The organism is Streptomyces sp. NPDC004111 (assembly GCF_042874215.1).
GTDB lineage: Bacteria > Actinomycetota > Actinomycetes > Streptomycetales > Streptomycetaceae > Streptomyces.
In genome coordinates this window covers 521,717-544,900 of record NZ_JBIAMU010000003.1, presented here as the reverse complement: position 1 = coordinate 544,900, position 23,184 = coordinate 521,717, and the positions used below count along the sequence as shown (strand labels likewise).

The following is a 23,184-nucleotide window of genomic DNA, read 5'->3' as shown; positions in this document are numbered from 1 at the left end:
GTGGGGTGTCAGCGGGTGGTACGGGCTGTGGTCCGTGGGGGCCCTGCCCGGGGTGTGTCCGCGGTGCGCGTGGCGGGAGCGTGGTGGGGCTGGGGCCGGGGGGTGCGTGGGGGCGGGGTGGTGGTGGCGTGTTGCCAGCGGGTGCGGACGGAGGTCAGGGCGGCCAGGGCGCGGCGGGTGTGGACGGCGAGCTGGTGGGGTGCGGTGGCCGGGTCGTGGGCGAGGTCCTGGATGCTGTGTGCGGTGTGGCGGGCGGTGGTGAGCAGGGAGCGCTGCACGATGCGTTCGCCCCAGTGTTCGGGGGAGCCGGAGGGGTGGGAGAGGAGGTCCAGTAGCGGGCGCGGGTCGGTGCCCTCGGTCAGCAGGCCGGTCTGCTGTGCCTGCCACAGCACGGTGACGGGGTCGATGGGGGTGCCGCGGCGGGCCAGGGTGCCCAGGCTCTGCCACAGCCCGCCGTGCAGCGGGTGGGCGAAGTCTGCGGGGAGCAGCCAGCGCATCTCCTCCATACGGGCGGGGTGGGCGGTCGCGCAGGCCACCAGCAGCCGTTCCTCGCCCAGTGCCTCGTCGCTGGCATGGGCGGGCGGTGCTGTGGGGGCCGGGGTGCGGCGCGGCTGGGGGCCGGTGTGCGGGGGGAAGCGGGCGGCGAGGTCGTCTGCCACGGCGGCCAGGGCGTCGGCGGCGGCCAGGGTGGTGGTCACCGGGTGCGGGAGGGACGGGTCGGTGGCGGTGTGCAGGAGGTGGTGGGCGGCGGCGGCCAGGCGGCGCCGGGCGTGCTCGGCCTCGACGATCCGCGCGTACGCGGCCGTGTGCCGGGGCCAGTGGCCCGCCTGGATGAGGGTGTGCAGGTAGGGGGCGGACAGGGCGGCTGCCTGTGTGCGGGCGGTGGCAAGGACGGTGTCGAGCCAGATGGTGGAGGTGGTGTGGACGGCCATCTCGGGGGCGGGCACGGTACGGATCGCGGCGAACAGGGCGCCGTGTGTGGCGGTGGAGAAGGCGTCGGGGCTGATCCCGGCCGCCTCGCGCAGCCGGTGCGGTTCGAGCAGCAGCGCTCCGAGCAGGGCCTGTTCGACGTGGAAGACAGGCGGCGGCGGGCTGTCCACCGATTCGTCCGTGGCGGGGGCAGGGTTGGGGGGCATCAGGCGGCCAGGGAGAAGTCGTCGGGGTCCAGGGGGACTTGCAGGTGAGGGGCGAGGAGGTGTCCTGCGAGGAGCGGGGGGACGGCGTTGCCGATCTGGCCGAACTGCTGGCCCTTGTTGCCGGCCCAGGGGTAGGTCCCGGGGAAGGTCTGCAGGAGCCCGGCCTCGCGGGCGGTGATCCGGATCGGGTCCGGCACCGGCGCCTCGCCCTTGCCCCCGGCGGCGGGGCCGGGGGCGGCGGGGGAGGCGACCCACAGGCACTCGTTCGCCCGGTGCCCGAAGAACAGCGTGCCGGCCGGGTCCGTGGCGGGCCGGGTGGTGGCGTTGGCCTGGCTGTTGCTGCGCAGTGACCACACCCAGGCCGGTCCGGCGCCTGCGGGCTGTGCCGGGCCGCTGCCCTGTTCTTGGGGGCGGGTGGGGTTCCCGTCGGCCGTGGCCCTGGTCCGGGGCTGCGGCGGGGTGCCGGGCGGGTGGGGTGTCCAGGTGCCGCGGTCGCGGGCGTCGGTCAGGGTCTTGCGGGCGCCGGAGGGGAAGGGTTCGGGGCCGCCGCCGGGCCCGCCGCCCGCGCAGACGGTCGGGGTGGGCCGGTCGGTGGCGCCCCAGCCCAGGGCCTGCGCCATGGACACCCAGCGGGCCCGGCCCGCACCGAACAGGGACTCCGGCTCCGCGATACGTGCGTGCGTGGGGGCGGGAGGTTCGGCGGTGCGCACCCGGGAGGCCAGCAGGATTGCCCGTTTGCGGGTCTGCGGTACGCCGAAGTCGGCGGCGTTGAGCAGGCCCGTCCACACCGAGAAGTCCCAGCCGCGCAGGATCGCGGCGTACTGCCGCCACAGCGGCAGGACGTCGGGCACCTCCTCCATGGCCACCCATTCCGGTTGCCCTGCGGTGTGCAGGGCGTGCAGGTAGCGCATGGGCTCGGCGGCGAGCAGGGAGCGGGGGTCCTTGCAGGAGGCGAGGAGGGACTGGCGGGTGTCGCGGCCCCGGGCGAGGTCGGCGACCGCCTGGTGGACCAGGGGCTGGTCGAGGAGCCCGAGCCGCTTTCCGGCCATGGACCATGCCTGGCACGGCGGCGAGGCGATCAGTCCGCTCACCCGTCCGACGAAGGGGGCGGTGGGATACACCGCGACATCGGTCTGCAGCGTCAGCTGTCCGGCCGCCGCCCGGGTCTTGCAGGCCCAGGTGTCCCATTCCAGGCCCACGTCGCGGGCGCCGAGCACCGCGAGCGCATGCGACCAGCCGCCGGGCCCGGCGAACAGGTCCAGGATCAAGAAGCCAGCCCGTAGTCGTCCTGCGCCGGCTCCGGGTCGGAGCCGCGGCAGGCCCACGGGGAGCAGCCGCCCGCCACTCCGTGTTCCAGCAGGTCGGCCTCGTCGGGCAACGTGTCCTGGAGGGCGGCGCGTTCGGCGGCGGTGACGTGGTCGATGGGCGCCTGGTCGAGCGGAACCCGGGAGCGGTGCAAGAACGCCTCGCCCAGCAGCGGGTTGCCGGTGGCGTTGGCCCGTGCGTTGCCCTTGCGGATGGCGGCGTCGAATTCCACGACGTCCTGCCATTCCTCCGGACTGCTGTCCCGGAGATTCCTCCACTGCGCGTTGCCGTGGAAAGGGCAACCCAGGCACGACGATTTCGGGGTTTCTGCCAGGCCGATGGAGGAGAGGTACCGGGTACAGTCGGACCGCGACCAGTTCATTTCGGTGATCAGGGGGTGCCGGTTGCGCATGTACTGGACGTCGGAGTCCTTGGCCCGGTGGAATTCGTCCGTGGATATTCCGATCCACTGCTCGACCCAGACGTCCTTGGGGATGCGGGCGGGGTAGGGGTGTCCCAACAGGTCGCGGATCGTCTTCTTGATCGGCTTGACCTTGTATTCACCGGTGCACTGACGCCTGGTCATCCCGGGTTTGCCGTCCTTGTTCAGGACGTGGAGGGGCATGGAGGCGAACCGTTTCTCCGGGTTCAGGGCGTCATTGCGAATGTTTCCCGCCGAGACGCGCAGGACGGGAATCCCGGCGGGTTTCGCTATTTCTTGCTCCAGGCGGTCGAGGTGGGCGTAAACGGCTGCGGGTTCCCACCCGGTATCGGCGAAAATGGCGTAGTCGACCTTGGGGAGGATTCCCTCGGCAGACAGGGCGAGCATGGCGCTGGACTGTATTCCCGCGCCGAGAGAAATAGCGCGGAATCGGGGAGAGGCGGGGATAGGAGGATCCTTGCGGTGGTGGCGGGGTGCGGGTGGTGGCCGGGAGCGGCGGGGGTCAGCGCCGTGAGGGGGCGGTGCGGGGTGCGGCGGGCCCTGGTGCCGGGGCGGTCGCGGGTGTCGCGGAGAGGGAGCGGGCGGTGGGCGGTGCGGCGCTGGCCGGGTGGCCGGCCAGGCCCGCGAGGTGGGCGCGGCCGGTGCCGGTCAGCTGGAGGCGGGCCTGGTCGCGCCAGTTCTCGTACTCGGCCGGCATCGCGACCGACTCGACCAGTCCCTGCGCGGTGAGCGCGCGGAGGGTCGCGATGGCCACCGGGGGGCGGGACTCGACGTACGGGGAGCCCTGCGGGTCGGTCAGTGCCACGTGCCCGCCGGCGACCGCGGTCAGGGCCTCGTTCTCCGCGGCGGACAGGGGCAGCGCTTGGGCGCTGAGGTCGCGGATGTTGCGCACGCGCAGTTCGTGAGCGACGGAGACGGCGCTGGCGACGAGGTCGTCGGCGGCGAGCCGAGTGAGCGCGCGGGCGGTGGTGACCGCGGTGCTGCGGGTGGCCGGTGAGCCGGTTTCCAGCGTGCGCTGCAGCCCGTCGAGGTGGGCGGCGGCGGTTTCCGCGAGGTGGGTGAGCTGGTGCAGGCGGGCCACGGCGTCGCGGGTGGCGGCCGGGTAGCGGGGCAGGGTGGCGGAGACCTCGTGGCGCAGGCCCCGGGCCTGGTGCCCGAGGCGCTCGGCCGACCTGCGGGGTGCGGTCAGCTGGTCCGCGTGGGAGGGGGTGTTCAGGCGGTGGTCGGCGAGCTGGTCGTGGTGGCGGGTGAAGTCGGCGGCGAGGGCCAGGATGCGTTCGGGCAGGCTCGGTGGCGGCGCCACGTCGAAGAGCTGCTGGTGGTCGTTGGAGGCGGTGTCCAAGGGACCTCTTCCGGGAGAAGGGCCGGCGCCGGCGGGCGGCAGTCGGCGTTCGCGCAGGCATCGGCCGTGGCGGCGGCGGTGGCGTGGGTTCAGCGGGAGCGGACGGCATCTGCTGCGGGCCGGGGCACGGCAGCGGGTGTGCCGGTCAGGGAGGTGGTGCGGGAGCGTGCGAAGGCGGCGGCGAGGTGGGCGCACCCCCTCCCGGTGAGGTGCACACGGGACGGTGCGGCCAGGCCAGGGCGGGGGCCGGGGATCCGCACCGATTGGACGAGACCCTGCTCTTCGAGCGCCCGCACCTCCTGCAACGGGACCCTGACGGGGCTGTTGGCGTGCCCTGTTCCGGGGGATTCGGGCAGCGCCACAAGCCCGCACGCCACGGCGTGCAGCACGTCGGCCTCGGCGGCGGCCCGTTGGATGTCGGGCGGTGGCGGGGCGGCGGGCACGTGGTGGTGCACTACTGCCGCGAGGGCACGGGCGCACGCGGTGAGGTCTGCCGGGGCGTGTGCAGTCAGGTCCCGTGCGATGGCGATGCCGGTCGCGGCGTCCTTGAGGACTTCGTCCAGGGGGACGGGATCGGGTGGCGTGCGGCCGAAGGGCGGGGGGCGCAGGGCTCCTGTCGCGATGGACAGTTCGCCGTGCAGCCGGTCGAGCGTGTCGAATGCGGCGCTGGTGAGCCAGTGGAGCTGGCGCAGGCGGGCGAAGCTCTCCGGTATCTCGACGGGGTGGCGTCTGCGTTGGATGCCGAGGCGGGCGAGCTGGCCGAGGGTGTGCGCGGCGAGTGTCCTGCTGGAGTTGCGGGGTGCGGTGAGCTGGTCAGCGGATGTGGGGGCGCTCAGGGCGTGATGGGTGAGGAGGTCGTTGTGGCGGACATAGGCGCCGGCCAGGCCGAGGACTTGTTCGGGCAGGGTGGCGAGCTGCCCGTCCGGGCTGCTCAACGGCGCATTCCGGGCGGTGCGGGGCGGATCCCGTCGGGGGCAGCGCGGTTCACGGCCGCCGGGTGTGGCGGGCCGGCTTGGGTGGGGGAGGCTGCCTGGGCGATGCCGGTGGCGAGGTAGTGGCAGGCCGATGAGGCCGCGGAGAGCTGCTGGGCGGCGTCGGTGAACCGCCGGACCATTTCCGGGCGGGCGTCCTGCTGCCGCAGGCGCCGGGCAGCGGCGTCGTTGCCCGCCGGGGCGGTGTCGAAGCCGGAGGCGTCGAACGGATTGACGCTCAGGGCGGCGGCGAGGTCCGCCCCGGCCAGCGCCGCGCCGGCGACGGTCGCGGAGAGGACGTCCAGGCCCTGGCGGCTGCCGGGCAGCGTGGTGTACGCGGCTGTGTTCAGGGTGGTCAGCTGGTGCAGCGCGGCGGCGGTGAGCTGCTGGCAGGACAGCAGCAGGGGGGTGATCTTCTGCAGGGCGTCGGTGCCGGGCTGCACGGTGAGGGTGTTGATGCGCTCGTCCAGCGCGGCGAAGTCGTCGCCGAGGGCGCGCAGTTGTGTGACGGGTTCGGCCAGGTCGGGGGAGGGCACGAAGAGTGGTTCCTTGCGGACGGGGCGGACGGGGCGGACGGGGTGTGCGGGGCGGACGGGGCGTGCGGGGTCAGCGCTGCGGGCCCGGCCGGGGCTGGGGGCGTGGTGGCGGCGTGGGGTGCGGCTGCGGCTGCGGGCGCGGGGACGGGGTGCGGGGGACGGCGCAGAGCAGGTCGTGCACGGCGATGCTCCGGCCGCGTCCGATCAGTTCGTTGTAGGCCCGCTCGACGGCCGCGAGCGGGCGCGGGGTGTCGCGCGGCAGCTTGTACATCGCCTCGTGCAGCCCGTAGTTGAGGGAGAAGCTGCGAAAGCCCGCCTGTTCCAGGACGTGTTTGGCGACGAGGTCGAACCCGGCGGTCGCGACGATGCCGTACGGGGCGGTGCGGAAGGTCACGTCGTGCACGGCTGCACCCGGGGCCAGGGGGCTGGTCGGGAGGTAGAGGACCGTGGCGCCGGACTGGACCAGGTCGGCACAGGCGCGGGCGAGGACGTCTGGGGCGTCCAGGTGCGCGGGCACGGTGTACTGCCCGGCGGAGGCCGCGGGTGTCAGGCCGTGCGGGGGGAGGATGGCGGCGGCCTGCGGGCAGCGGGGGTGCACGGTGACGCGGGCGGCGCCGTCCAGGCCGGTGGCGATCAGCACATCGAAGTCGTCGGGCACGCTGTCCAGCTGGGGGGAGAGCCACCGGGGCGACGGGGTGCGGGGGGTGCCGGCCAGGGCGAGGGCGTCCTGGCGGCCCAGCTGCCAGGCCAAGCGGTCGTGGAGCGAGGCGTGCGGGGGTGCGGCCTGCCCGCGGGCGCCGTGGGCGTAGGCCCGCCGGTCACTGCTCTGCCCTTGGGTGTCCTCCCACAGCGCCCACGGCCACATGTTGGGGAGGGTGTAGTGGCCCTGGCCGTCCGGGTGCACGGTGTGCGCGAAAGGCTCCCCGGCGTACTGGGCGTCGGCGGTGAAGAGCAGGGCGCGGCCGTCCCACCGGGCGGTCAGGCCGCCTTTGTCGGCGTTGAGGTCCACCACGATTTGCTGCGCGGTGGTGTGGGTGACGGTGAGGCAGTCGTATCCGTCAAGGGCGGCGGACCGTGCACGGGCCATGTAGGGGCCGTGGGTGCTGCCGTCGACGGTGACCAGGTGCAGGGTGCTCAAAGAAGGGGGCTCGATTCGGTCAGCGGGAGCGCGGGCGGCCGGGCGGCGTCGGCGGGATCCGGGCGATGTTTCCGAGGGCGTGGGTGATCTGCGGGCCCATCCCGCCCGCGCGTACCGGCGTGATGAGCGCGTCCGCCGCGTCCCGGACCAGGAGCGGGATGTCCCGGTAGACGCGCTCCACCGGGAAGCTGTCGGCGAGGTTGGAGAGGAAGGCGGCGACGAGCGGCGCGGGGGTGCCGGCGGTGAAGGTGGCGTCCCAGTGGGTGTCGAACCCGTCGTGCACGTGGTGGGAGAGAACCCAGGCGGGTTCGCTGCCGGCGGCGGTGGGGTGGTGGGTCACCGCGCAGTGCCCGTCGGGCGAGCGGAACCCCGCGCTGCCGGCCCCCGGCGCGGGCTGCCAGTGGTACCGCGCGGCGATCTCGAAGGGGCTCTCCTTGGGGAGCGGGCCGACCTCGGCGGCGAACCGGTGGTCCCCGGTGATCTGCGGCAGGTGGTACAGCATGACGCCGATCGCCTCGATGGGGGCCTGCCGGGTGAACTCGGCCTGCCAGAAAGGCTCCTGGTGCGTCACCGTCCACCACTCGCCGCGCTGGTTGCCGGTGTCGAGCGCGACACTGACCGCGCCGTCGGGACTGTGCAGCGCCAGGTATCCGGTGTCGCGGTTCTGCTCGGTGGCCCAGCCGGCCCGGTGGACCAGGGGGCCGATGGCCTCGCCCAGACGCTCCAGGCCCGCCCCGGCGAGGTAGCGGGGCGAGATCAGGACTCGCTCGTGCGGTGCGATGGTCATCGGCGGCCTCCGGAGGGGGCGTTGGCGGCGCGGGAGGCAGGGGCGGCGGGCCGGGAGGCGGGGACGGTGTGCGGGGGCGGGCCGTGCAGCGCGGTGCGGGCCGATTCCAGGGCCTGGCGGGCGTCGTCGAGCTGGACGCGCAGGCGGCTGTGGAGGCCGATCGCCTCCAGCTGCTGCGGAAGCGTGCCGGGCGCCTGCGCGGCGAGGCCATGGAGCGGCGGCAGGGCCTGGGTGTAGTGGCCGACGGCCTTGCCGAGGTGGACGGCCGTCCGCGCGAGGCTCTGACGGGGCGGCAGCCCGGCGGCGTTGGGGGAGAGCTGGTACTCGGCCTCGCCCGCGAAGCGGGCGGTGAGGTGGCACAGCAGGCTCAGGTGGCGGGTGACGTGGAACAGGCCGTGGCGGTCGGCGGAGATGGAGTGGTCGCGGATGTCGGTGAGGACCGCGTCCACGGCCTGCTCCGCGCTCATGTCTTCAAGATCACCGGGTTCGTAGGGGTACAGGGCGACTCCAGGGGTCAGGGGGCTTCCCACAGGAAGCGGGCGATGCGGTCGGTGCCCCGGTCGGTGCGGGGGCGGGAGGGGGTGTGCCAGCCGGGCCTCGGCGGGCGGCGGGCGATCAGCTGCCAGCCGGCGCCCCGCAGCGAGGCCCCGCTCTCGCCCTCCTGGGTGTAGGTGAGCAGACGCCGGTACCCGAGGGCCTTGGCCGCCCGCCAGCACGCCCCGTACAGCAACGAGTTCGCGTGCCGGGCGCCGTCGCTGGCGGTGCGGGTGACTTCGAGGGTGGCGCCGTCGTCGAGGTGGCGGGCCACCGGCCGTCCGACGACGGCCACCGCGCGCAGGGTGCCCGTCGCGTCGGCCGCACCGACGGCGAAGATCATCCCGGCGGGCGGCGGGTGATGGCGGTGCCAGGCGCGCACGAATTCCTTCGCCTGACGGGAGCGCACCGGCACCAGGTGCAGCTGGGGGTTGCTCATGCGGCCGTCCCGAAGTCGGCCTGCTGCGGGGCGCTCTTGGCGAGGGCACGGGTGGTGATGTCCTGGGCGGCACGGGCGGAGGCGGCCGACAGCGCGCCGGCGCCGTCCTCGGCGTACCAGGGGCGCAGGTCGACCATGGCGGCCCGCAGGCCGGTCGCGAAGCAGATCGCGGTGCCCTTGGGCAGGGCGCGGATCGCGTCGGCGGGCAGGATCCGCTCCTGGCGCATCGACACCGAGGTGCTCTTCCCCGATTCGGAGTGCGAGGTCGAGCGGGTCTCCACGTCGTGGTCGCCGATCAGCCGGGACAGCTTGTCCGCGAAGTCCGGGTCGTCGATGCCGGATCCGATGATTTTGATGGTGGACGCGCTCCACATGCTGTCCATGCCCGCGTCTCCCCAGGTCTTCTGCCCCTGCCGGTACGACTGGAGGATCGTGAGGGGGATGATGCCGCGGGAGCCCAAGTGGGAGTAGAGGTCCGGGAGGTCGGAGATTTTGCATACGTTGGCGGCCTCGTCGAGGACCGCCAGCATCGGCGGATCAAGGCGTCCGCCGGCCCGCTCGGCCTGGGCGGTGGCGGCCCGCATCACGGCGTCCGCGCAGGCGGCGATCAGGGCGGAGGCGCCGCCGCCGCCGTCCTTCGACAGCAGGAAGAGGGCGTCCGTGCTCGTGACGAAGGCGGCGGGCTGGAATTCCTCGACGTCCTTCTGCGGGGTCACCCAGGCCGCGATGTCCGCGTTGAGCAGGGCTGCGGCGTACTGTCGCGCGGTTTCGTAGATGCCGTCGCGGGTCTCGGGCGGGCCTTCGACGGTGCCCTTCAGCTGGGCGGCCACGGCGTGGAACTTGTTGTCGCGGAGGATGTCGAGCGGGGCGCGGTCGGCGGGGAAGGCGAGCCATCCCATCACGTCGGTGATCGGCCGCTCGTCCAGGGCGGCGGCCAGGAGCAGCTGGGCCAGGATGTTGGAGCCGGCCTTCGACCAGAAGTCGCCCGACTGCGAAGCGTCGACGGACGCGGCGAGGAAATGGCTGGCCAGCCGGTTCGCGCCGTCGAGGGTCTTTGCGGTGGCCAGCGGGTTCCACCACATGGTGCGTTCGGCGTGGGCGATCTGCTGCGGGTCCATCGTCCACGTCCGGCCCTTCTGCGCGCGGGCGTCCAGGCAGGCGGTGTAGGCGTCGTTGGCGGCCTTGTTGGAGGTGAGGAGGACGGGGCCGGGGGCGGCCAGGATCGACGGGATGGCCAGCGAGGTCGTTTTCCCGGAGCGCGGCGCCATGATCGCGACGGCCACGTCCTCGTACCCCATGCGCAGTTCGGTCTTCGTTCCCTGCAGATTGCCGATCAGGATGCCGGTGTCGGCCGGGGCGAGGGTCTTGGCGTCCTTCAGGCTCGGCCGCAGTGAACGGGCCTTGGCGGTGGTCGCCTTGATCAGCAGCGGCTGGATGTCTCCGCGTTTGGCCATCCCGGCGATGCGCTTCTTCTTGCCGCCGCCCGCGTTCTTGTACCGCTGCCACAGCAGGACGGTGGCCATGGCCAGGCCGGTGGTGAGGAGGACCGGGGCGATGCGGGAACCGATCAGCAGGGCGGTGCTGTCCGCGGTCGGCCAGAGCCGTTCGGGGTGCAGGAGGGCGGTGGTGGGCCGGTAGGGGGTGGTGGGGGTGCCGGTGAGCAGGGCGGTGAGGTTGCCGCCCAGCCAGGCGAAGTGGGCCAGCGGAACGGCGACGGCCATGGCCCCGAGGAGGGCCTTGAACAGGACGTCGGTGCTGTCGGTCGTGGAGGGGGCGGAGGGCAAGGAGATCCAGGGGCAGGAGTGGTCAGCGGGAGTGGCGGGCCGGGCCGCACGCGGGGCTCACGGCGGGAGCCGGGGCCAGTGGTGACGGGGCCTGCTGGGCGGCGGTGTTGATGTTGATCAGGGTGTGGCCGTAGGACTGCCAGTCGTCGAGGTGGCTCCAGGTGTCGGCGTGGTACCCGGCGAGCGCGTCGTCATAGGCCGCGGTGCCGGGCCCGGCACCTTCGGGGAGGCGGGCCAGGGTCACCAGCCACTCCTGCTGCACCTCGTCGAGGATGTCCAACGCCTGGCGCAGGAGGCCGAGTTGGTAGGCCCAGTGCTGGGGTGCTGTGCGCGAGGGCAGCCGCGCGAGCTGGGATGCGGCCGTGGCCAGCAGGAGAGGGGCGCCGTCGCGCACGTCCGCGAACGCGGCGTAGGTGTCGGCGTCGCGCCTGCTGGCACGCCGGTCGTAGGCATCGTCGTCGAGCGGATAGCCGTCGTCGTCCGTGTGCCGGTCGGTGTAGCGGTCCCAGTCGTTGAGGATCGTCGAGCTGCGCTGGAGGAAGCCGGCCAGGCTCTGCAGGTGGCCGCGGTGCGCAAGGTGGTCGGGAGGCATGGGGAGGGTCCGTTCGTTCGGCGGCGGGCGGTCGGCCGGGGGGCGCTGGCCGGTGCCGCGCGGGGGCTCGCGCTCCGGGTGTTCACCGCCGCCGGGGGTCTTCCTGCGGTACCGGGGCGCCAGCGCGACTGCTGACCGGGGGCGGGCGGGACACGGGATCTGTGCGGGAGAGGGCAGTTCGGTGCGGGGCGGCCGGTTGCCGCCCGGTCAGGGACTTACCGTGTGTTCGCGCCGGACGGGGCCGCCGTCCGTGGTGGGGCGGGGGTTCCCGGGGTGGTGGTGAGGCCGGTGCGGCGGGCGGCGCGGCGCCGGGCCGCGGCGGCCTTGACCCGTGTGCGGTGGGCGAGGGCCACCTGCCTGCCGCTGACGGTGCTGGGTTCCTGCCGGGCGGTGTAGTGGCCCATGCTCTCGCCCCAGGCGTGGCGCTGCAGCGGCTGCGGGTCGGCCAGGGCGCGCGCCAGCCCGGACATCAGGTGCGGGGGAAGTGTGCCGTTCAGGTAGCCGCGCCAGACCGGCGGGCCGTGTTCCCCGGCGACCTCGATGCGCCAGGTGAAGGTGTCGGGTACGTCCACGTAGGCCACTTCGCACTCCCAGCGGACCAGCTGGTCCGGGGAGGTCGCGCGGGCGGCTTCCCCCTCTTCGCGCACCTCCCACCCGGCTTCTTCGAGCACGGACCAGGCGTCCGGTACCGGGGCCTTGGCCGGTGCCGCCCACAGGGCGTCGGTGAGGCCGGCCAGGATCTCTACCGGGGTCTGCCGCCCGAAGCTGGCGTAGACGTGTCCGCCGTCGGGCGGCGAGCCGGTGAGCCGCCACCAGGCGCTGTCGCGGTGGGCGTTGCAGTGCAGTTCCCACCGCAGGTCCGGACTGACCAGATGGACGCTGGGGGCGGCGGGGTCCGAGCGCAGGCTCCAGCCCGCGGCGAGCAGGACGTGGGTGACGTGGCGGGCGTCCCCGGGGCCGGCGAGGACCCGGGGCTGGACGTCGTCCAGGATCAGGAAGGAGTGGTCGGAGTCGTAGGCGGCGAGCTGCCGTTCGCCGACCGTCACGGGGTCGGTGCGGCGGCGGGTTCGGTGTGGGGCATGGGCCTCCTCGGATGGCGAGCGTGCTGAAGTGCGGCCTCAGCGGCGGCTGGTGCGGGCGTAGCTGGTGGTGAGGCGGGTGGCGGCCGTGGTGCCGGGCTTTCCGGGACGCCAGTTCCGCGCCCACAGGGTGGCGCGGGCGGCGGCGGTGCGGGCTTGCTGCCACGCGCTGAGCTGGGAGGGCCGCACGGACACGGAGGTGGTGCGGATCTGCGGGCTGGCCGGGACGTGTCCGCGGGGGCGCAGGACCGGGTCCGGGCTGGCGAGTGCGGTGGAGAAGGCTTCGACGAGGTGCATCGGGGTGCTGGGGGTGAACGTCGCCTTCCAGCCGGTGCCGTGCTGGTCGCCGGCGGAGGCGCACCATATGGCGTGGCCGTCGGGATCCTGGCGGAACTGAAGCCACGCGGTGTTGTCGGGACTGGCGGCGGTGGGGTGCTTGGCGCCCGGGACGGGGCGCCAGTGCTGTTCCTGCAGCGGTGCCCAGACGTTGGGGGCGTGCGCGGTGCGGGGCCGGTCGAGGGCATCGGTCAGCCCGGCAATGATCTCCACCGGGGTCTGGCGGCCAAACGTGGCCGTCCAGGCGGCCTGGCGGGCGGTGGCCTGGCCGTGGACGGTCCACCCGCCGGGCTGGGTGTAGGGGTCGTAGCCCAGGCGCAGGGTGCGGTCGGGGCTGACCAGGACGAGGGGGCCGCCGCGTTTCGACTTGTCCGTCCACCCGGCGGCGCGCAGGTAGGCGGCGACGTGCTGGACGTCGCCTCCGCCACCGAGGCTGCGCGGCTGGACGAGGTAGTGCTGCTCGGCCTGTTCGGCGGGGCCCCAGCCCTGCCACTGCCGGGTCATCGGCGCCGCCGTACGACGAGCGGGGCGGCGGCGGGTGTGCCGGCCGGTGTGGTGGTCGGGCAGGTGCTCACCGCTGCCAGGGTGGTGTGGTGTTCGTCGAGGTCGGCGGAGAGGGTGTCGAGTTCGTTGGCGGCCCGGCCGAGGGCGAGCCATGCCTCGGCGGGCAGGGCCCCGCGTTCGGCCTGGTCCCTGGCGAACCGGCTGGAGGTGGCGACGAGGTGGGCGAAGCCGGAGAAGGCGCCGTTGGGGCTCAAAACACGGGCGATGACCTGGGTGGCCTGCGGGGCGGGGAGCTGGTCGGTGAGGGAGGCGAGCAGGACGAGCTTGTGGGCGATGTCGTCGGCGAGGCGGATGGCCGTGGGGTCAGGCATGGTCCTCCGGGACGGGCCGGGTGCGCCGGGTTTCGGCGAGGGTTCCTTTGGGGCGTGCCGGGGCCAGGGGGAGCGGCTGGCCGGGGCCGGTGATCAGGCAGGCGCGCAGGTAGCGGCGGAACAGGGCGGTGGCCAGGCGGGGTGTCAGGTGGCCGGCGAGCGGCGGGGGCGTGCGGGGTGGGACGGGGTTCTCCAGACGGCGGTCGGGCCCGGGGCCCCGGGCGGGTGCCGGGCCCCGGGCGGTGTACGGCGGGCGGGTTACCGGGTGTGCAGCGCCGGGCGGGTCGGCGGCGGCGGTGCCGGCGCGGTGGCCGTGGGGGCGGGCCGGGCCGAGGGGTGCTGGACCGCGGTGGTGATGCCCAGCATGGTGAACTGCCTGCTGACCTTGCGGACGGCGCGGGCCAGGGCGGTGGAGTCCTCGCCGTTCAGCCGGTAGGTGCCGTCCGGTTCGCGGGCGAAGCCGTTGGCCTGCAGGACGGCCTGGGCGGTGCCGCTGGTGGGGGCTGCGGTCAGGTCGCCGTTCGGCTGCCAGGCCAGGACGACCCGCTCGGTGGCGGCGGCGGAGGCGTCGGCCGCCAGGTCGGCGGCGTTGCGGCGGACCTGGGCGAGGGCGGCGTCGTGGCGGGCGAGCAGGTCACCGGAGACGGTGGCGGCGGCGATGAAGGGGTCATCGCTCAGGGCGATCCCGTGCGGTTCGACGATGCCGCGGAACGCCTCGGGGTCGAGGTTGGGGGACAGCGCGGCGATAAGGAAGCCGCCCCGCTCGTCGTGACGGTCCATCACCGCGAGCTGTGCCTGGTCGTGGACGCGGGTGAGGACGGCCGCGTGGTGCAGCGGGTGCTCGGCGAGCGAGGCGACGATCAGGTCCATGTCCCAGGTCCGGTCGGTGACGTGGGCGAGGGCGGCCTTGTCGTCCGACGGGTGGAAGGTGCTGGTCCAGACGTCGGGCAGTTCACCGGCGAGGATGTCGGCGAACGAGGCGAGGCGGTCGGAGTCGGGGGCGTGCATGGCGTCCTTACATAAAGGCGGGGAAGTCAGCGGCGCAGGCCGGAGAGGGCCGGGGGTGCGGCGGGTACGGGGCGCGGCGGGGGCGGGCAGGCGCACACGGCGGAGGCTTCGCGTTCGGTGCTGGGCACCTGTTCGGCGCAGGTACTGCGGCCGGGGTGCGGGGCGTGCCGGTCGGCGAGGTCGTTGCGGGTGTGGGCGAGGTCGCTGCGGATGACGGCCAGCCCTTCCTCGGCGAGGTAGCGCAGCCGGTCGGCGATGTGCTTGTCGACCGGGGCGCCGAGCCCTTCGTGGAAGACGGCGGTCGCGGTGAGGACCGCGTGGAGCCCGGCGAGGATGCCGTCGTGGGGAGCGGTCAGTTCGGTGAGGACCTCGGCCGCGTCCTCGGTGGTGGTGGCCGCATCCAGGCTCTCGGCGAGCTGGGCGACCTGGCCCCCCAGGGACGGATAGCGCGGCAGGCGCCGGTCGGAGTCGAAGGCATCGTCGCAGTCGACGGAGTAGCCGGCGGTCCGCACCCGGGCGACTGCCTGGGCTGCGAGGGCGTTCTCGGCGTCCTCGTCGAGGCCGGTGGGGGCGCGGTGGTAGAGGTCGTGCACGCGGTGGACCGGCACGAAACCGGTGCGCTGGAGGAGGCTGTGCGCCTCCGGATCACCGCCGCGGGCGAGGACCTCCGCGGAGTGGGGGTCGCGTCGGATGGTCACGTGGCGGTCGGCAAGGGGCAAAGAGCGAATCTCCTAGGGGGCGGGCCGCCCGGAGGGTGCGGCGAACGGCGTGGCGGGGAGGGCATGGTGGGGTGCGGCGCCTTGCGGGCGGGGCGGGGTGGTCAGGCGGACCACGACGGCATCGAGGTCCTGCTGGACGGCGTGCAGGCGGCGTGCGATCAGCTCCAGGCGGTGGGCCGCCTCGCCGTGCGCGGCCTGCGGCTGGCGGGCGAGGCGGTGCGCGGTGTGCTCGACGAGGCCGCGCACGGTGGCCAGCGGACCGCTCTGTTCGTCGACGAGCGGAGCAAGTACGCGTGCCAGCTGCTCCGCGGCACCATGCGCGGGCTGCTGCACGGACGCAGTTTCGGATCGGGCCGGGATCAGGTGGAGGTCCGTCTCAAGGCGACGTGCCTCGTCCGCGAGGCGGGGCAGCACACGGTGCGGGGCGTACCAACTGCCGTCAAGGCGGATCAGGTTGCCGAGCACGTCGAGGCGGGCGCGCTGGGCCTGGACGGCGATCCACCGGCAGCCGTCCCTGCCGGGGACCTCGATGCCGGCGCTGCGGGCGAGCCGGTGGCCGATCTCGGCCCACTCAGTGCCGGTCAGATCACGGTCGGCCGGGTGCAGGCGGACGGAGAGGTGGAAGATCGCCCGCCGGTCGCCCTGGGGGCCGGCGGCGAACGGCTGCTCCAACAGCGGGTCCTGCAGGTGTTCGGCCCACTGGGCGGCGGTCCACATGCGCTGCTCGTCGTCGAGGGTGTAGCGGTCCAGGCCCGGCCAGTGTGCGACGACGGTGTGCTCGGTGAGCCCGTCGTGCGGGGAGACCGGGCGCCCCAGGGCCGCGCTGAGCGGTTCGGTCGGGTCGTGGGCGCGCTCGTGCAGGCGCGGGATCACCGGTTGCCCCGGGCGTCGTCCATGTGCACCAGCTGTCCCAGCGCGGTGGTGGTGTACCAGGCGCAGTCGGTCAACGCGTTCGCGGAAGTGAGCTGGGGCAGGAGGTGGTCCTCCATGGCGCGCAGGTAGATCAGGCAGTCCGGGCACCGGCGGGTGAGGTGCACGAGGTAGCGGGGGTGGGCGGTGAGGTAGGACTGCTGGCCGCCAGTCGCATCGCGCAGCCGCCAGCCGTTCTCCTCGGTCGGGGTGTGCCAGGACGGGGCGACGACGCGCATCGCGTCGCCCCACAATTCCCCGCCGACCGCCCCCTTGAGCACGACCACCCGGTCCCCGGCCTGGAAGTGGCCGTGAGCGACGGTGCGGGTGGGGGTGAGCGGGTCGGGCAGCGGCACGGGTACCGGGGAGTTCGGGGGCAGGCAGGGCGGGGCCATGAAGACGTCCTTCCACACAAGGGGGCGGCAGCGGTGGGAGGAACAATGGTCCGGAGGAACGCCGGTTTGGCTAACCGGCGATCACCGGTTATGTTCCGGCGCTCAGCGGAACGGGTTCTCCGTCCCCAGGTCGGCTGCACTTGCGGCGTCGAGGAGTTCGAGCAGATCGGCGCCGTCCGCGTCGCGCTGGTCGATCCACCATCCGGCCCGGGCGATGCCACGGGCCTTCTCCTCCAGGTGCGCCCAGTCCGCCTCGTCCCAGGTCCCCTCCGCGACAAGCGCGGTGTGCGCGGCCGTCATCAGCTGGTGGCGGGAGCGCTCACCCCATTCCAGAGCCCGCTCGGGGCCCTCCAACGGCGGCATGTCGAACTGGAGGGCCCAGTCGGCGGCGGCCTGCTGTTCCTCGGCGCGCTTGGCCGCGAGCCACTCGGCCTTGGACTGGGTGTCGGTCTCCCGCGATGCCTTCCAGCAGTCGGTGCACTCGCGCCCGGCCAGCCAGCGTGCGTATCCGGCCCGCCGGTCGGCAGGGCGGTCGGACAGATCATGGACCAGGGTGTCGCCGCAGGAATGCTCGACGGTCCAGTCGGTCGCTACCCCCGGGGAATTCCTTTTGATGGGCGTTACTTTCGCGGTCGGGCGGCTGGTCGGGGGATTCAAATCGGGTGCCTTTCGTTGGCGGTTGGGGTGGTGGCCTGCGTGATTGCGGAGGGTCGTGCATCAGATGCGCGATTCATGCGCAGGACGGAGGTGGCCTGGAGTCCTAGGCGGTGGTCTCGGGGACTCTTCCGCGCGGTTGGTGCTGTTGCAGTGGGGGCGCCTTCTGTCTTCTGCGTCGTTTCAGCGTGTCCTGCGGATGGCGTCTGTGGCCGCCTTGGCGATGGCGACGGGAGCGCTGGAGGGCCGGGGCAGGTGCAGCAGGGTGGTCCCCGGCAAGTGGAGGGACTGTGCGGTGAGGGTGAGCTGGAGTACGGCGCAGCCGGCGGTCGTGAGCTGCTTGACGCGGGTGACGGCCTGAAGCGTTTCGGCGCTGCCGTATTGGGCGTCGGTGACGATGACCAGGAGGCGGCCGGCGCCGGGGCGGCGGAGGTCGAGGCCGTGGTCGAGCGCGTCGATGGCGTCGCCGAGGTTGTGGTGGCCGCCGTCGGCATCGAAAAGCGTCACGCGCTCTGGTGCCCGGTGGGTGGGGCGGATCAGGGCGGTCAGGTGGCGGTCGTAGGCGATGGTGGCGGTGAGGGAGTCGGGGTCGGTCAGGGCTGCTGCGCGTGCCACGATCCAGGCGGCGGACGCGACGGGCTTGCAGGCGGCATGCATGGAGCCGGAGACGTCGACGGCGATACCCACACGCAACGGTGGAGTGGGCGAGGTGCGGCGGCGGGTGTGGGTGAACGGTTCCGCGGTGGGGACCGACCCGGCCGCGCGTTGGGCGTCGCGGGCGAGGGCACGGCCCATGTTGAGGCGGCCGGGCGGGGTGGGGCTGGTGGTCCGCTCCTCGGTCCGCTCGCGGTAGGCGGCGGCACGCAGGGCGCGGCTCAGGCGCGCGGCGGCGCTCTGCTCGGCGGCGGTGGGCCGGCGGGTGCCGGTGACCGGGTTTTCGCGGGGTGCCGGTGTGCCGTCGGGGTTGACGGTGGCACCACGGGCGTTGAAGACGCTCTTGGCGGTGGCGGCGGCCTTGCGTCGCTGGCCGGCCCGCTTGGCGCGGTCCTGGGCCTGCGCCGTGGACTGCGCGGCCACGGCGGCGGTTGCCGCGGCCTCTGCCGCGAGCTCGGCGGCGTCGGTGGCGGCCGTGCTGTCCATGACGACCTTCACGGCGCCGGACAGCAGATCGGCGAGGCCCGCGGGCACGGGCAGGGCGGGCGCCGCGGCGTCCAGGGCGTCGCACCATTCTTGGCCGTGCGCGAGCATGGCCGTGGCGTCGTGGTCGGCGCACTGATGGGCTGCGCTCCAGATGCGGGCGAGGGTGGCCAGCAGGTCTGCGCCCAGTACCTTTTCGCACAGGTCGGCGACGGCCCGGGTCTCGCCGGCGTCCAGGATGCCGACGTCACGGCGGCCGAGGACCAGGGCCGCCACGGAGGCGGCCTGCTCGATGCCCTGGAAGGTGGGCTGGGCGAGGTCGGGCATGACCAGGGTGCGGGCGCTGGTGCGCAGGTAGGTGCGGTCCGTGGGCCGCGTGATCAGGTGTGCGCCTTCGACGCGGCTTTCCTCCAGCAGGAGCGCGGCCTCGACGACACGCCGGTTCGCTCCGGCAGGCTCCGTCCAGACGGAGTGGGCCGCGTGCGCGGCCTCGTGGACGAACACCCCCCAGGCGGCCGGATAGTTTCGCTCGTCGCCCACGATCCGCGGATGGATCTCGTGGGGCTTCAGCGGGGCGAACAGGCCGGCGTCGAACTCGACCTCTGCCAGAGCGGGGAAGTATGCGGCCGGTGCGCCGCTGCGCGTGCCGGGGCGGCAGGTGACGAGGAGGTCCTGGCGGCCGGAGAGGGCGACGAGTCGGTCGCCGAGTTCGGCTCCCACGCGCAGCCAGGCGGCCGGGGAGGTGCGGGGTTGTGCGGGCGGGGCGCCGTCGTCGTCCCAGCGCGCGAGGTCGGCGTCGTCGTCCCGTGTGGTGGCGGGGTGGTGGACGTGGCGGTGGGCGCTCATCGCGCGCGGCCCCGGTGCGCGGAGCCGGTGCTGCCCGGGGTCGGCAGCCTGGCCGAGGCGGGGAGCTGCTTGCCGAGGGTGAGGGGCGCGATCTTCTTGACACCGACCGTCTTGATGACGGCGTCGGCGACGGCGTCGCGGTCCTCCACAGGGGCGATGCCGACCAAATTCGCGAGCGCGGCATTGGTGCCGAGAACGGCCTCGGCCTTCTGATAACTGAGCAGCTCCCGCAGCTGGGGCGCCCAGCCCAGCTCGCCGAGGTCGACCTGACGGGCGAGGTGCCGGGCTACCCGGACCACCCGGGCGTCGATCTTCAGCGCCAGGGCGAGGTCATAGTCCGTGCCGATCTGGATCTGCACGCTGAACCGGCTCGCGAGCGCCTCCGTCAGCACCGCCCCGTGGACGCCGGGATTGTGGCCCGCCACCACGTAGAAGCCGGGCTCGGCCTTGATGGTCTCGCCCTTGTGGGCCTTGACCTGGATCTGTCGGCGCCCGTCCATCGCGGGATACAGCGCGGCCAACACTTTCGGTGAGATCAGGGTGGCGTCGTCGATCAGCAGGGCGCGGCCCTCGGTCATCGCGGTGACCAGTGGCCCGTACTGGAAGACGTAGCCGCCGCTGTCGGCCTGTGTGTACTCGCCGATCAGGTCTCCGACCGTGGTGTCGCCGTCCCCGGCGACGGTGATCAGGTCCGAGAACGCCGCCTCCACCAGCGATGTCTTGCCGGTGCCCGGAGGGCCGTAGAGCAGCACCGGTACGTCGCTGTCGCGCAGCCGGTGCAGCGCTTCGACGTCGGGCAGATCGGCCAGCTCCCGGGGGTGGTAGAGCTGGCCCCCCGCGCGGCGGATCGGGCCGGTCTGCTTCGGCGCGGTGGCAGCGGTGATGGTCGTGCGGGCCGTGGCCGCCTGAGCGCGGGCAGCGTGGGTGCCCGGTGGACTGATCACAGCGGCCTGCGCGGCTGCGGCGGTCTTCGCGTTCGCCCGGAACTCCGGCTGTCCGGTACCGCTTTGGTCAGCCTCACCGCGTGTCACCAAGGTGAGGGCCGCGTTGCGGACAGCGCCGTGGGAGTGGCCCAGCTGCCGGGCCATCTCTCCGATGGTGAACGTGTCCGCCGACCGGGCGGACAGGAAGCGAGCGACCTTGGCTCGTAGTTCGCCGCCCTTGGTCCGCGATGGGCTGGTAGGCGGTCCGGGTGTGGTCAATGAGGGTCCTTCAACAGATGCGTGTGCGGGTTGGGTTGGAGATGCGCTGGAGAGGCTGGCCGGTTTTGGCGTGGATCACGGACTGTGCCGACATCGGCGACCGGGCCAACCGGGGCGTTCCGTCGGCGCTCACCGGCCGACCGAGGTCTCGGTGGTCCAGGTGCAGGGGATGGCCGGCGACGAGCAGCTCGCCGGCTGTCGAGCAGGCCCGTGCGTCCGCTCCGTACCGGGGTCCGTCGCTCGGCAGGCGCAGACTGGCGCCTCCTCGAAGCCGTCCTGGAGCAAGATGCGCAGCGCTGCTGCGTTGTAGCCGGTGGTGGTGATCTCGCCGGTCATGGTGTGCCGGATCGGCATGAACGGCTCTGCTGGTTCGGGCACGGCGGATCTCCGATCGGTGGTGGCGGAAAGCGGTGAGGTGGTGGGGTTAGGCGGGGATGGCAGGGCGTGTGTGTGCGGTGCGCCGGTGGCGGCCCCGCGGCACGGAGCCGGTGGGCGCCAGTGCACGGCGGCCCGCGAGCAGGACGAGCGGGGTGGTGGCGGCTGCGGCGGCCGGCAGTGCCGCCCCCAGGGCGTGGTCTCCGGAGAGGTTCCCGGCGAGGGCGGTGCCGGCGGCCTGCCCGACCCCGACCGCGGCGATCAGCCAGGCGTACGCCTCGGTGAGGGTCCCGGCCGGGGCGAGCGTCTCGACCGCCAGGAACGCGGTGGTGATCGTGACGGTGAGGAACAGCCCCGGTAGCACCGGGGCGGCACCCGCCGCCCACGGCCCCGCCGCGAAGGTCAGCGGCAGCCACGCCATCGCGAAGGATGCGGCCGACACGGTGAGCTGGGCGCGGAGGGAACCGGGCCAGGTGCGGCGCCCGTACAGGAGGCCGCCCAGGAGGCTGCCGACCGACAGCGCTGCGGGGATCGCTCCGGACAGGAGGGCGATGCCGGTGCGGTCGGCCTGGGTTACCGCCCACACGGTGAGCGCGCCGAGCGCGGCCCCGGTGCCGGTGAGGGCGACGAGCAGCCACCGCAGCCCCGGGTCGCGCAGCGGCCCCAGCAGGCCGGTGGTGGCGGGTGCGGCGGCGGGCTTCCACCGGCGGGACGGGGCCGAGGTGACTACCAGCAGCGCGCCCAGCAGGCCGAGCCCGGCGGTGGCCGCCAGCGCTACGGCTGGCCCGGTGGTGGCGGACAGGACGGCCACCAGCGGGGGCCCGGCGATGAACACCAGGCCCTGGGAGCCGGTGTCCAGGGCCAGGGCGGCTCGCCGCTGGACCGGGTCGGGCAGCACCACAGGCCACAGCGCCCGCAGCCCCGCCTCCAGCGGAGGGGTGCTCGCCCCGGCCAGCAGCACCGCCGTGACCGCATACGCGGGCTGGGCGGTGGCGTCGGTCAGCGGCAGCACAAGCAGGCCGGCCGTGGTGACGAGCACCGCCAGCACGGTGACCAGGCTCTGGCCGCGACGGTCGATGATCCTGCCCAGCAGCGGCTGCCCGAGCGCGGCGGCCAGGCCGTAAAGCGCGCACAGCAGGCCGCCCTGCGCCAGGGTGCTGCCCTGGCCGGTGGCGAGCAGCAGGATCGCCACCGGGGCCATGCCGGTGGGAAGCCGCCCCACCAGGGTGCCGACGAGCAGGCGGGCGACGTACGGCTGGAGCAGCAGGCGGCGGGCGGGGGAGGGCAAAGAAGCGGGACCCTTCGGCTCGGGGCGGTCGGCCGGGCGGGCGCACCCGCCCCGTCTTCCGGAGGGCCGGGCCGCTGCGGGGCCCGGTGACAGGGGCGTTAGCGGGAGCGGGTGGGCGCCGTGGCGCGTCCCGGGGACGGGGGCGGCGCGGTGTCCACGGCGGGGCGTGGCCGGGCGCGCGGCAGCGGGGTGCGGTGGGGAGGCAGGACCGCGACGGTCGCGCCCAGGTCCTCGGCAGCCACCTGGACCTCGTCGGTGAGGAGGCCGAGCTGGCGGGCCAGCATGGACAGCCGGCCCGAGATCTGCTGGCCCTGGACGGTCTCCAGGGCGGCGGCGGCCTGGCCTGCGGTGTGCAGGAGTTCCTGCAGGCGGACCAGCGGGCCCGCACAGTAGCCGGGTTCGGTGGCGGTGAGCAGCGCGTCGCTGACCTCCCCGGCGCTCTGCGCCACGGTGATGTCGCGCAGCAATTCCTGCAGTCCGCGCTCCGGTGCAGGAGCCGGGTGGTCGAAGGGCGAGGCGTCGGCCCGGAACACGCCGGGCGGCACCGGGGCGGGCAGCGCCTGCCCTGCGGTGAACATGTCGTCGAAGTGCCCGAGGACCTGCCAGCCCGGGGCATCGGGATCCCCGGCCAGCGCGATCACGGTGGAGTCGTCGTCTTCGACCAGAAAGGCCAGGGTGATGATCCGCCCGTCGGCGGCGTACCAGGAGGTGTGCAGGTCGAGGTCGCCGCGTTCCTGGGCGGCCCGGGCCCGCTCGGTCCACCTCCGCCGCTCCTCCTCGGGCAGTGGGTCCGCCGGTGTGCGCGGCTGCTCGGCGAGTGCGGTGGCGACGGGGCCGTGGTCCGCCCAGGCGGTCAGGTACGGCCAGACCCGGGTCCTTCGCAGATGCTCGGCGTCCGAGCCCGGCACATCGGGCTGGGCGAGCACCTGGCGGATCTCGGCGTCCGCGTCGGCGAGGCTGCCGAGCAGGGCCCGCCATCGCGGGAGGTGCTGGGCGGGCGGCAGTTCGTCGAGGGCCGTGCGGGCGGCGGCGAGCAAGTCTGCGGCATGCGGGGCGAGGTGGCTGGCGTAAGCGTCGAGGGCCTCCTGGTGCTGGGCGGCCTCGATGGTGCGTGCGACGTCGGGGCGGACGGTGCGTCCGTAGCGGTCGCGGTTGGACGCCTTCGCGTCCTCGGCGCTCTGGTCGATGACTGCCATCCGTGCGCGGAAGGTCAGGGCGCCGGTGATGAGGTCGGCGAGGGCGGGCGGGGGCCGTTCGGGGATCGGGTGCTCCTTTGCAGCGGGGCGGGCGGAGGGGCGGATCCGCTACCGGGCCCGTCCGCCCGCCGGGGCCGTCAGGTGGACGGTCGGGGCGTA

At 74.1% G+C, this 23,184-nt stretch carries 25 protein-coding genes; all 25 read right to left on the bottom strand.

Going from position 1 to position 23,184, the window contains the following annotated elements:
* Positions 1-8 precede the first annotated feature (8 nt).
* On the bottom strand, positions 9-1,136 hold the full coding sequence (locus tag ACFYVL_RS09480; RefSeq protein WP_389242468.1) for a DnaB-like helicase N-terminal domain-containing protein: 1,128 nt from the start codon (positions 1,134-1,136) through the stop codon (positions 9-11).
* Positions 1,136-2,404 carry a DNA cytosine methyltransferase gene (locus tag ACFYVL_RS09475; RefSeq protein WP_389242466.1) on the bottom strand — a complete coding sequence of 423 codons (1,269 nt, stop codon included), beginning with the start codon at positions 2,402-2,404 and terminating at the stop codon, positions 1,136-1,138. Before ACFYVL_RS09475 ends, ACFYVL_RS09480 begins: the two co-directional genes overlap by 1 nt.
* Positions 2,401-3,270 (bottom strand): hypothetical protein, encoded by an 870-nt coding sequence (locus tag ACFYVL_RS09470; RefSeq protein WP_389242464.1) that lies wholly within the window; start codon positions 3,268-3,270, stop codon positions 2,401-2,403. Before ACFYVL_RS09470 ends, ACFYVL_RS09475 begins: the two co-directional genes overlap by 4 nt.
* A gap of 115 nt (positions 3,271-3,385) precedes the next feature.
* A complete protein-coding gene (locus ACFYVL_RS09465) occupies positions 3,386-4,225 on the bottom strand; it encodes a hypothetical protein (protein WP_389242463.1) in 840 nt (279 codons plus the stop codon).
* An 89-nt stretch (positions 4,226-4,314) separates the two neighbouring features.
* Positions 4,315-5,160, bottom strand: a complete 846-nt coding sequence (locus ACFYVL_RS09460) for a hypothetical protein (RefSeq protein ID WP_389242461.1) — start codon at positions 5,158-5,160, stop codon at positions 4,315-4,317.
* A complete protein-coding gene (locus tag ACFYVL_RS09455; protein WP_389242459.1) occupies positions 5,157-5,732 on the bottom strand; it encodes a hypothetical protein in 576 nt (191 codons plus the stop codon). The genes ACFYVL_RS09460 and ACFYVL_RS09455 overlap by 4 nt, the downstream gene beginning before the upstream one ends.
* A gap of 70 nt (positions 5,733-5,802) precedes the next feature.
* The gene (locus tag ACFYVL_RS09450) at positions 5,803-6,870 is read right to left on the bottom strand and encodes a hypothetical protein (RefSeq protein WP_389242457.1); all 1,068 of its coding nucleotides are present in this window, start codon (positions 6,868-6,870) and stop codon (positions 5,803-5,805) included.
* 19 nt (positions 6,871-6,889) lie between these two features.
* A complete protein-coding gene (locus tag ACFYVL_RS09445) occupies positions 6,890-7,657 on the bottom strand; it encodes a DUF317 domain-containing protein (protein ID WP_389242455.1) in 768 nt (255 codons plus the stop codon).
* Positions 7,654-8,124, bottom strand: a complete 471-nt coding sequence (locus ACFYVL_RS09440) for a hypothetical protein (RefSeq protein ID WP_389242453.1) — start codon at positions 8,122-8,124, stop codon at positions 7,654-7,656. Before ACFYVL_RS09440 ends, ACFYVL_RS09445 begins: the two co-directional genes overlap by 4 nt.
* Positions 8,125-8,171: 47 nt before the next feature.
* Positions 8,172-8,630, bottom strand: coding sequence for an XF1762 family protein (locus ACFYVL_RS09435; protein WP_389242451.1), 459 nt, complete (start codon positions 8,628-8,630; stop codon positions 8,172-8,174).
* A complete protein-coding gene (locus ACFYVL_RS09430; protein ID WP_389242449.1) occupies positions 8,627-10,414 on the bottom strand; it encodes a type IV secretory system conjugative DNA transfer family protein in 1,788 nt (595 codons plus the stop codon). Before ACFYVL_RS09430 ends, ACFYVL_RS09435 begins: the two co-directional genes overlap by 4 nt.
* A gap of 22 nt (positions 10,415-10,436) precedes the next feature.
* Positions 10,437-11,006, bottom strand: coding sequence for a hypothetical protein (locus ACFYVL_RS09425; RefSeq protein WP_389242447.1), 570 nt, complete (start codon positions 11,004-11,006; stop codon positions 10,437-10,439).
* A gap of 215 nt (positions 11,007-11,221) precedes the next feature.
* Entirely contained in the window at positions 11,222-12,052 is an 831-nt protein-coding gene (locus ACFYVL_RS09420) for a DUF317 domain-containing protein (protein WP_389242445.1), read from the bottom strand.
* 72 nt (positions 12,053-12,124) lie between these two features.
* A complete protein-coding gene (locus ACFYVL_RS09415; RefSeq protein WP_389242443.1) occupies positions 12,125-12,925 on the bottom strand; it encodes a DUF317 domain-containing protein in 801 nt (266 codons plus the stop codon).
* Entirely contained in the window at positions 12,922-13,296 is a 375-nt protein-coding gene (locus ACFYVL_RS09410) for a hypothetical protein (protein ID WP_389242441.1), read from the bottom strand. Before ACFYVL_RS09410 ends, ACFYVL_RS09415 begins: the two co-directional genes overlap by 4 nt.
* A 258-nt stretch (positions 13,297-13,554) precedes the next feature.
* Positions 13,555-14,304, bottom strand: a complete 750-nt coding sequence (locus ACFYVL_RS09405) for a hypothetical protein (protein WP_389242439.1) — start codon at positions 14,302-14,304, stop codon at positions 13,555-13,557.
* A gap of 26 nt (positions 14,305-14,330) precedes the next feature.
* On the bottom strand, positions 14,331-15,002 hold the full coding sequence (locus ACFYVL_RS09400; RefSeq protein WP_389242437.1) for a hypothetical protein: 672 nt from the start codon (positions 15,000-15,002) through the stop codon (positions 14,331-14,333).
* Between the two features lie 33 nt (positions 15,003-15,035).
* Positions 15,036-15,896, bottom strand: a complete 861-nt coding sequence (locus ACFYVL_RS09395) for a relaxase/mobilization nuclease (RefSeq protein WP_389242435.1) — start codon at positions 15,894-15,896, stop codon at positions 15,036-15,038.
* A complete protein-coding gene (locus tag ACFYVL_RS09390; protein ID WP_389242433.1) occupies positions 15,893-16,327 on the bottom strand; it encodes a hypothetical protein in 435 nt (144 codons plus the stop codon). Before ACFYVL_RS09390 ends, ACFYVL_RS09395 begins: the two co-directional genes overlap by 4 nt.
* Positions 16,328-16,429: 102 nt before the next feature.
* Complete coding sequence (locus tag ACFYVL_RS09385) at positions 16,430-16,879, bottom strand: hypothetical protein (RefSeq protein WP_389242584.1); 450 nt, start codon at positions 16,877-16,879, stop codon at positions 16,430-16,432.
* 285 nt (positions 16,880-17,164) lie between these two features.
* Positions 17,165-18,964, bottom strand: coding sequence for a hypothetical protein (locus tag ACFYVL_RS09380; protein ID WP_389242431.1), 1,800 nt, complete (start codon positions 18,962-18,964; stop codon positions 17,165-17,167).
* Complete coding sequence (locus ACFYVL_RS09375) at positions 18,961-20,052, bottom strand: AAA family ATPase (RefSeq protein WP_389242429.1); 1,092 nt, start codon at positions 20,050-20,052, stop codon at positions 18,961-18,963. The genes ACFYVL_RS09380 and ACFYVL_RS09375 overlap by 4 nt, the downstream gene beginning before the upstream one ends.
* 243 nt (positions 20,053-20,295) lie before the next feature.
* Positions 20,296-20,520: a hypothetical protein gene (locus ACFYVL_RS09370; RefSeq protein ID WP_389242583.1), complete on the bottom strand. Its 225-nt coding sequence runs from the start codon at positions 20,518-20,520 to the stop codon at positions 20,296-20,298.
* 70 nt (positions 20,521-20,590) lie between these two features.
* The gene (locus ACFYVL_RS09365; protein WP_389242427.1) at positions 20,591-21,829 is read right to left on the bottom strand and encodes an MFS transporter; all 1,239 of its coding nucleotides are present in this window, start codon (positions 21,827-21,829) and stop codon (positions 20,591-20,593) included.
* Positions 21,830-21,927: 98 nt separating this feature from the next.
* Positions 21,928-23,025: a hypothetical protein gene (locus tag ACFYVL_RS09360; RefSeq protein WP_389242425.1), complete on the bottom strand. Its 1,098-nt coding sequence runs from the start codon at positions 23,023-23,025 to the stop codon at positions 21,928-21,930.
* Between the last annotated feature and the right edge of the window lie 159 nt (positions 23,026-23,184).

What these genes read in the sequence shown, in the direction of transcription:
- ACFYVL_RS09480 (WP_389242468.1), bottom strand. Translation starts at nt 1,136, where the DNA reads ATGCCCCCCAACCCTGCCCCCGCCACGGACGAATCGGTGGACAGCCCG.
- ACFYVL_RS09470 (WP_389242464.1), bottom strand. Translation starts at nt 3,270, where the DNA reads ATGCTCGCCCTGTCTGCCGAGGGAATCCTCCCCAAGGTCGACTACGCC.
- ACFYVL_RS09445 (WP_389242455.1), bottom strand. Translation starts at nt 7,657, where the DNA reads ATGACCATCGCACCGCACGAGCGAGTCCTGATCTCGCCCCGCTACCTC.
- ACFYVL_RS09440 (WP_389242453.1), bottom strand. Translation starts at nt 8,124, where the DNA reads ATGAGCGCGGAGCAGGCCGTGGACGCGGTCCTCACCGACATCCGCGAC.
- ACFYVL_RS09435 (WP_389242451.1), bottom strand. Translation starts at nt 8,630, where the DNA reads ATGAGCAACCCCCAGCTGCACCTGGTGCCGGTGCGCTCCCGTCAGGCG.
- ACFYVL_RS09425 (WP_389242447.1), bottom strand. Translation starts at nt 11,006, where the DNA reads ATGCCTCCCGACCACCTTGCGCACCGCGGCCACCTGCAGAGCCTGGCC.
- ACFYVL_RS09415 (WP_389242443.1), bottom strand. Translation starts at nt 12,925, where the DNA reads ATGACCCGGCAGTGGCAGGGCTGGGGCCCCGCCGAACAGGCCGAGCAG.
- ACFYVL_RS09410 (WP_389242441.1), bottom strand. Translation starts at nt 13,296, where the DNA reads ATGCCTGACCCCACGGCCATCCGCCTCGCCGACGACATCGCCCACAAG.
- ACFYVL_RS09405 (WP_389242439.1), bottom strand. Translation starts at nt 14,304, where the DNA reads ATGCACGCCCCCGACTCCGACCGCCTCGCCTCGTTCGCCGACATCCTC.
- ACFYVL_RS09390 (WP_389242433.1), bottom strand. Translation starts at nt 16,327, where the DNA reads ATGGCCCCGCCCTGCCTGCCCCCGAACTCCCCGGTACCCGTGCCGCTG.
- ACFYVL_RS09380 (WP_389242431.1), bottom strand. Translation starts at nt 18,964, where the DNA reads ATGAGCGCCCACCGCCACGTCCACCACCCCGCCACCACACGGGACGAC.
- ACFYVL_RS09375 (WP_389242429.1), bottom strand. Translation starts at nt 20,052, where the DNA reads ATGGCCCGGCAGCTGGGCCACTCCCACGGCGCTGTCCGCAACGCGGCC.
- ACFYVL_RS09370 (WP_389242583.1), bottom strand. Translation starts at nt 20,520, where the DNA reads ATGCCGATCCGGCACACCATGACCGGCGAGATCACCACCACCGGCTAC.
- ACFYVL_RS09360 (WP_389242425.1), bottom strand. Translation starts at nt 23,025, where the DNA reads ATGGCAGTCATCGACCAGAGCGCCGAGGACGCGAAGGCGTCCAACCGC.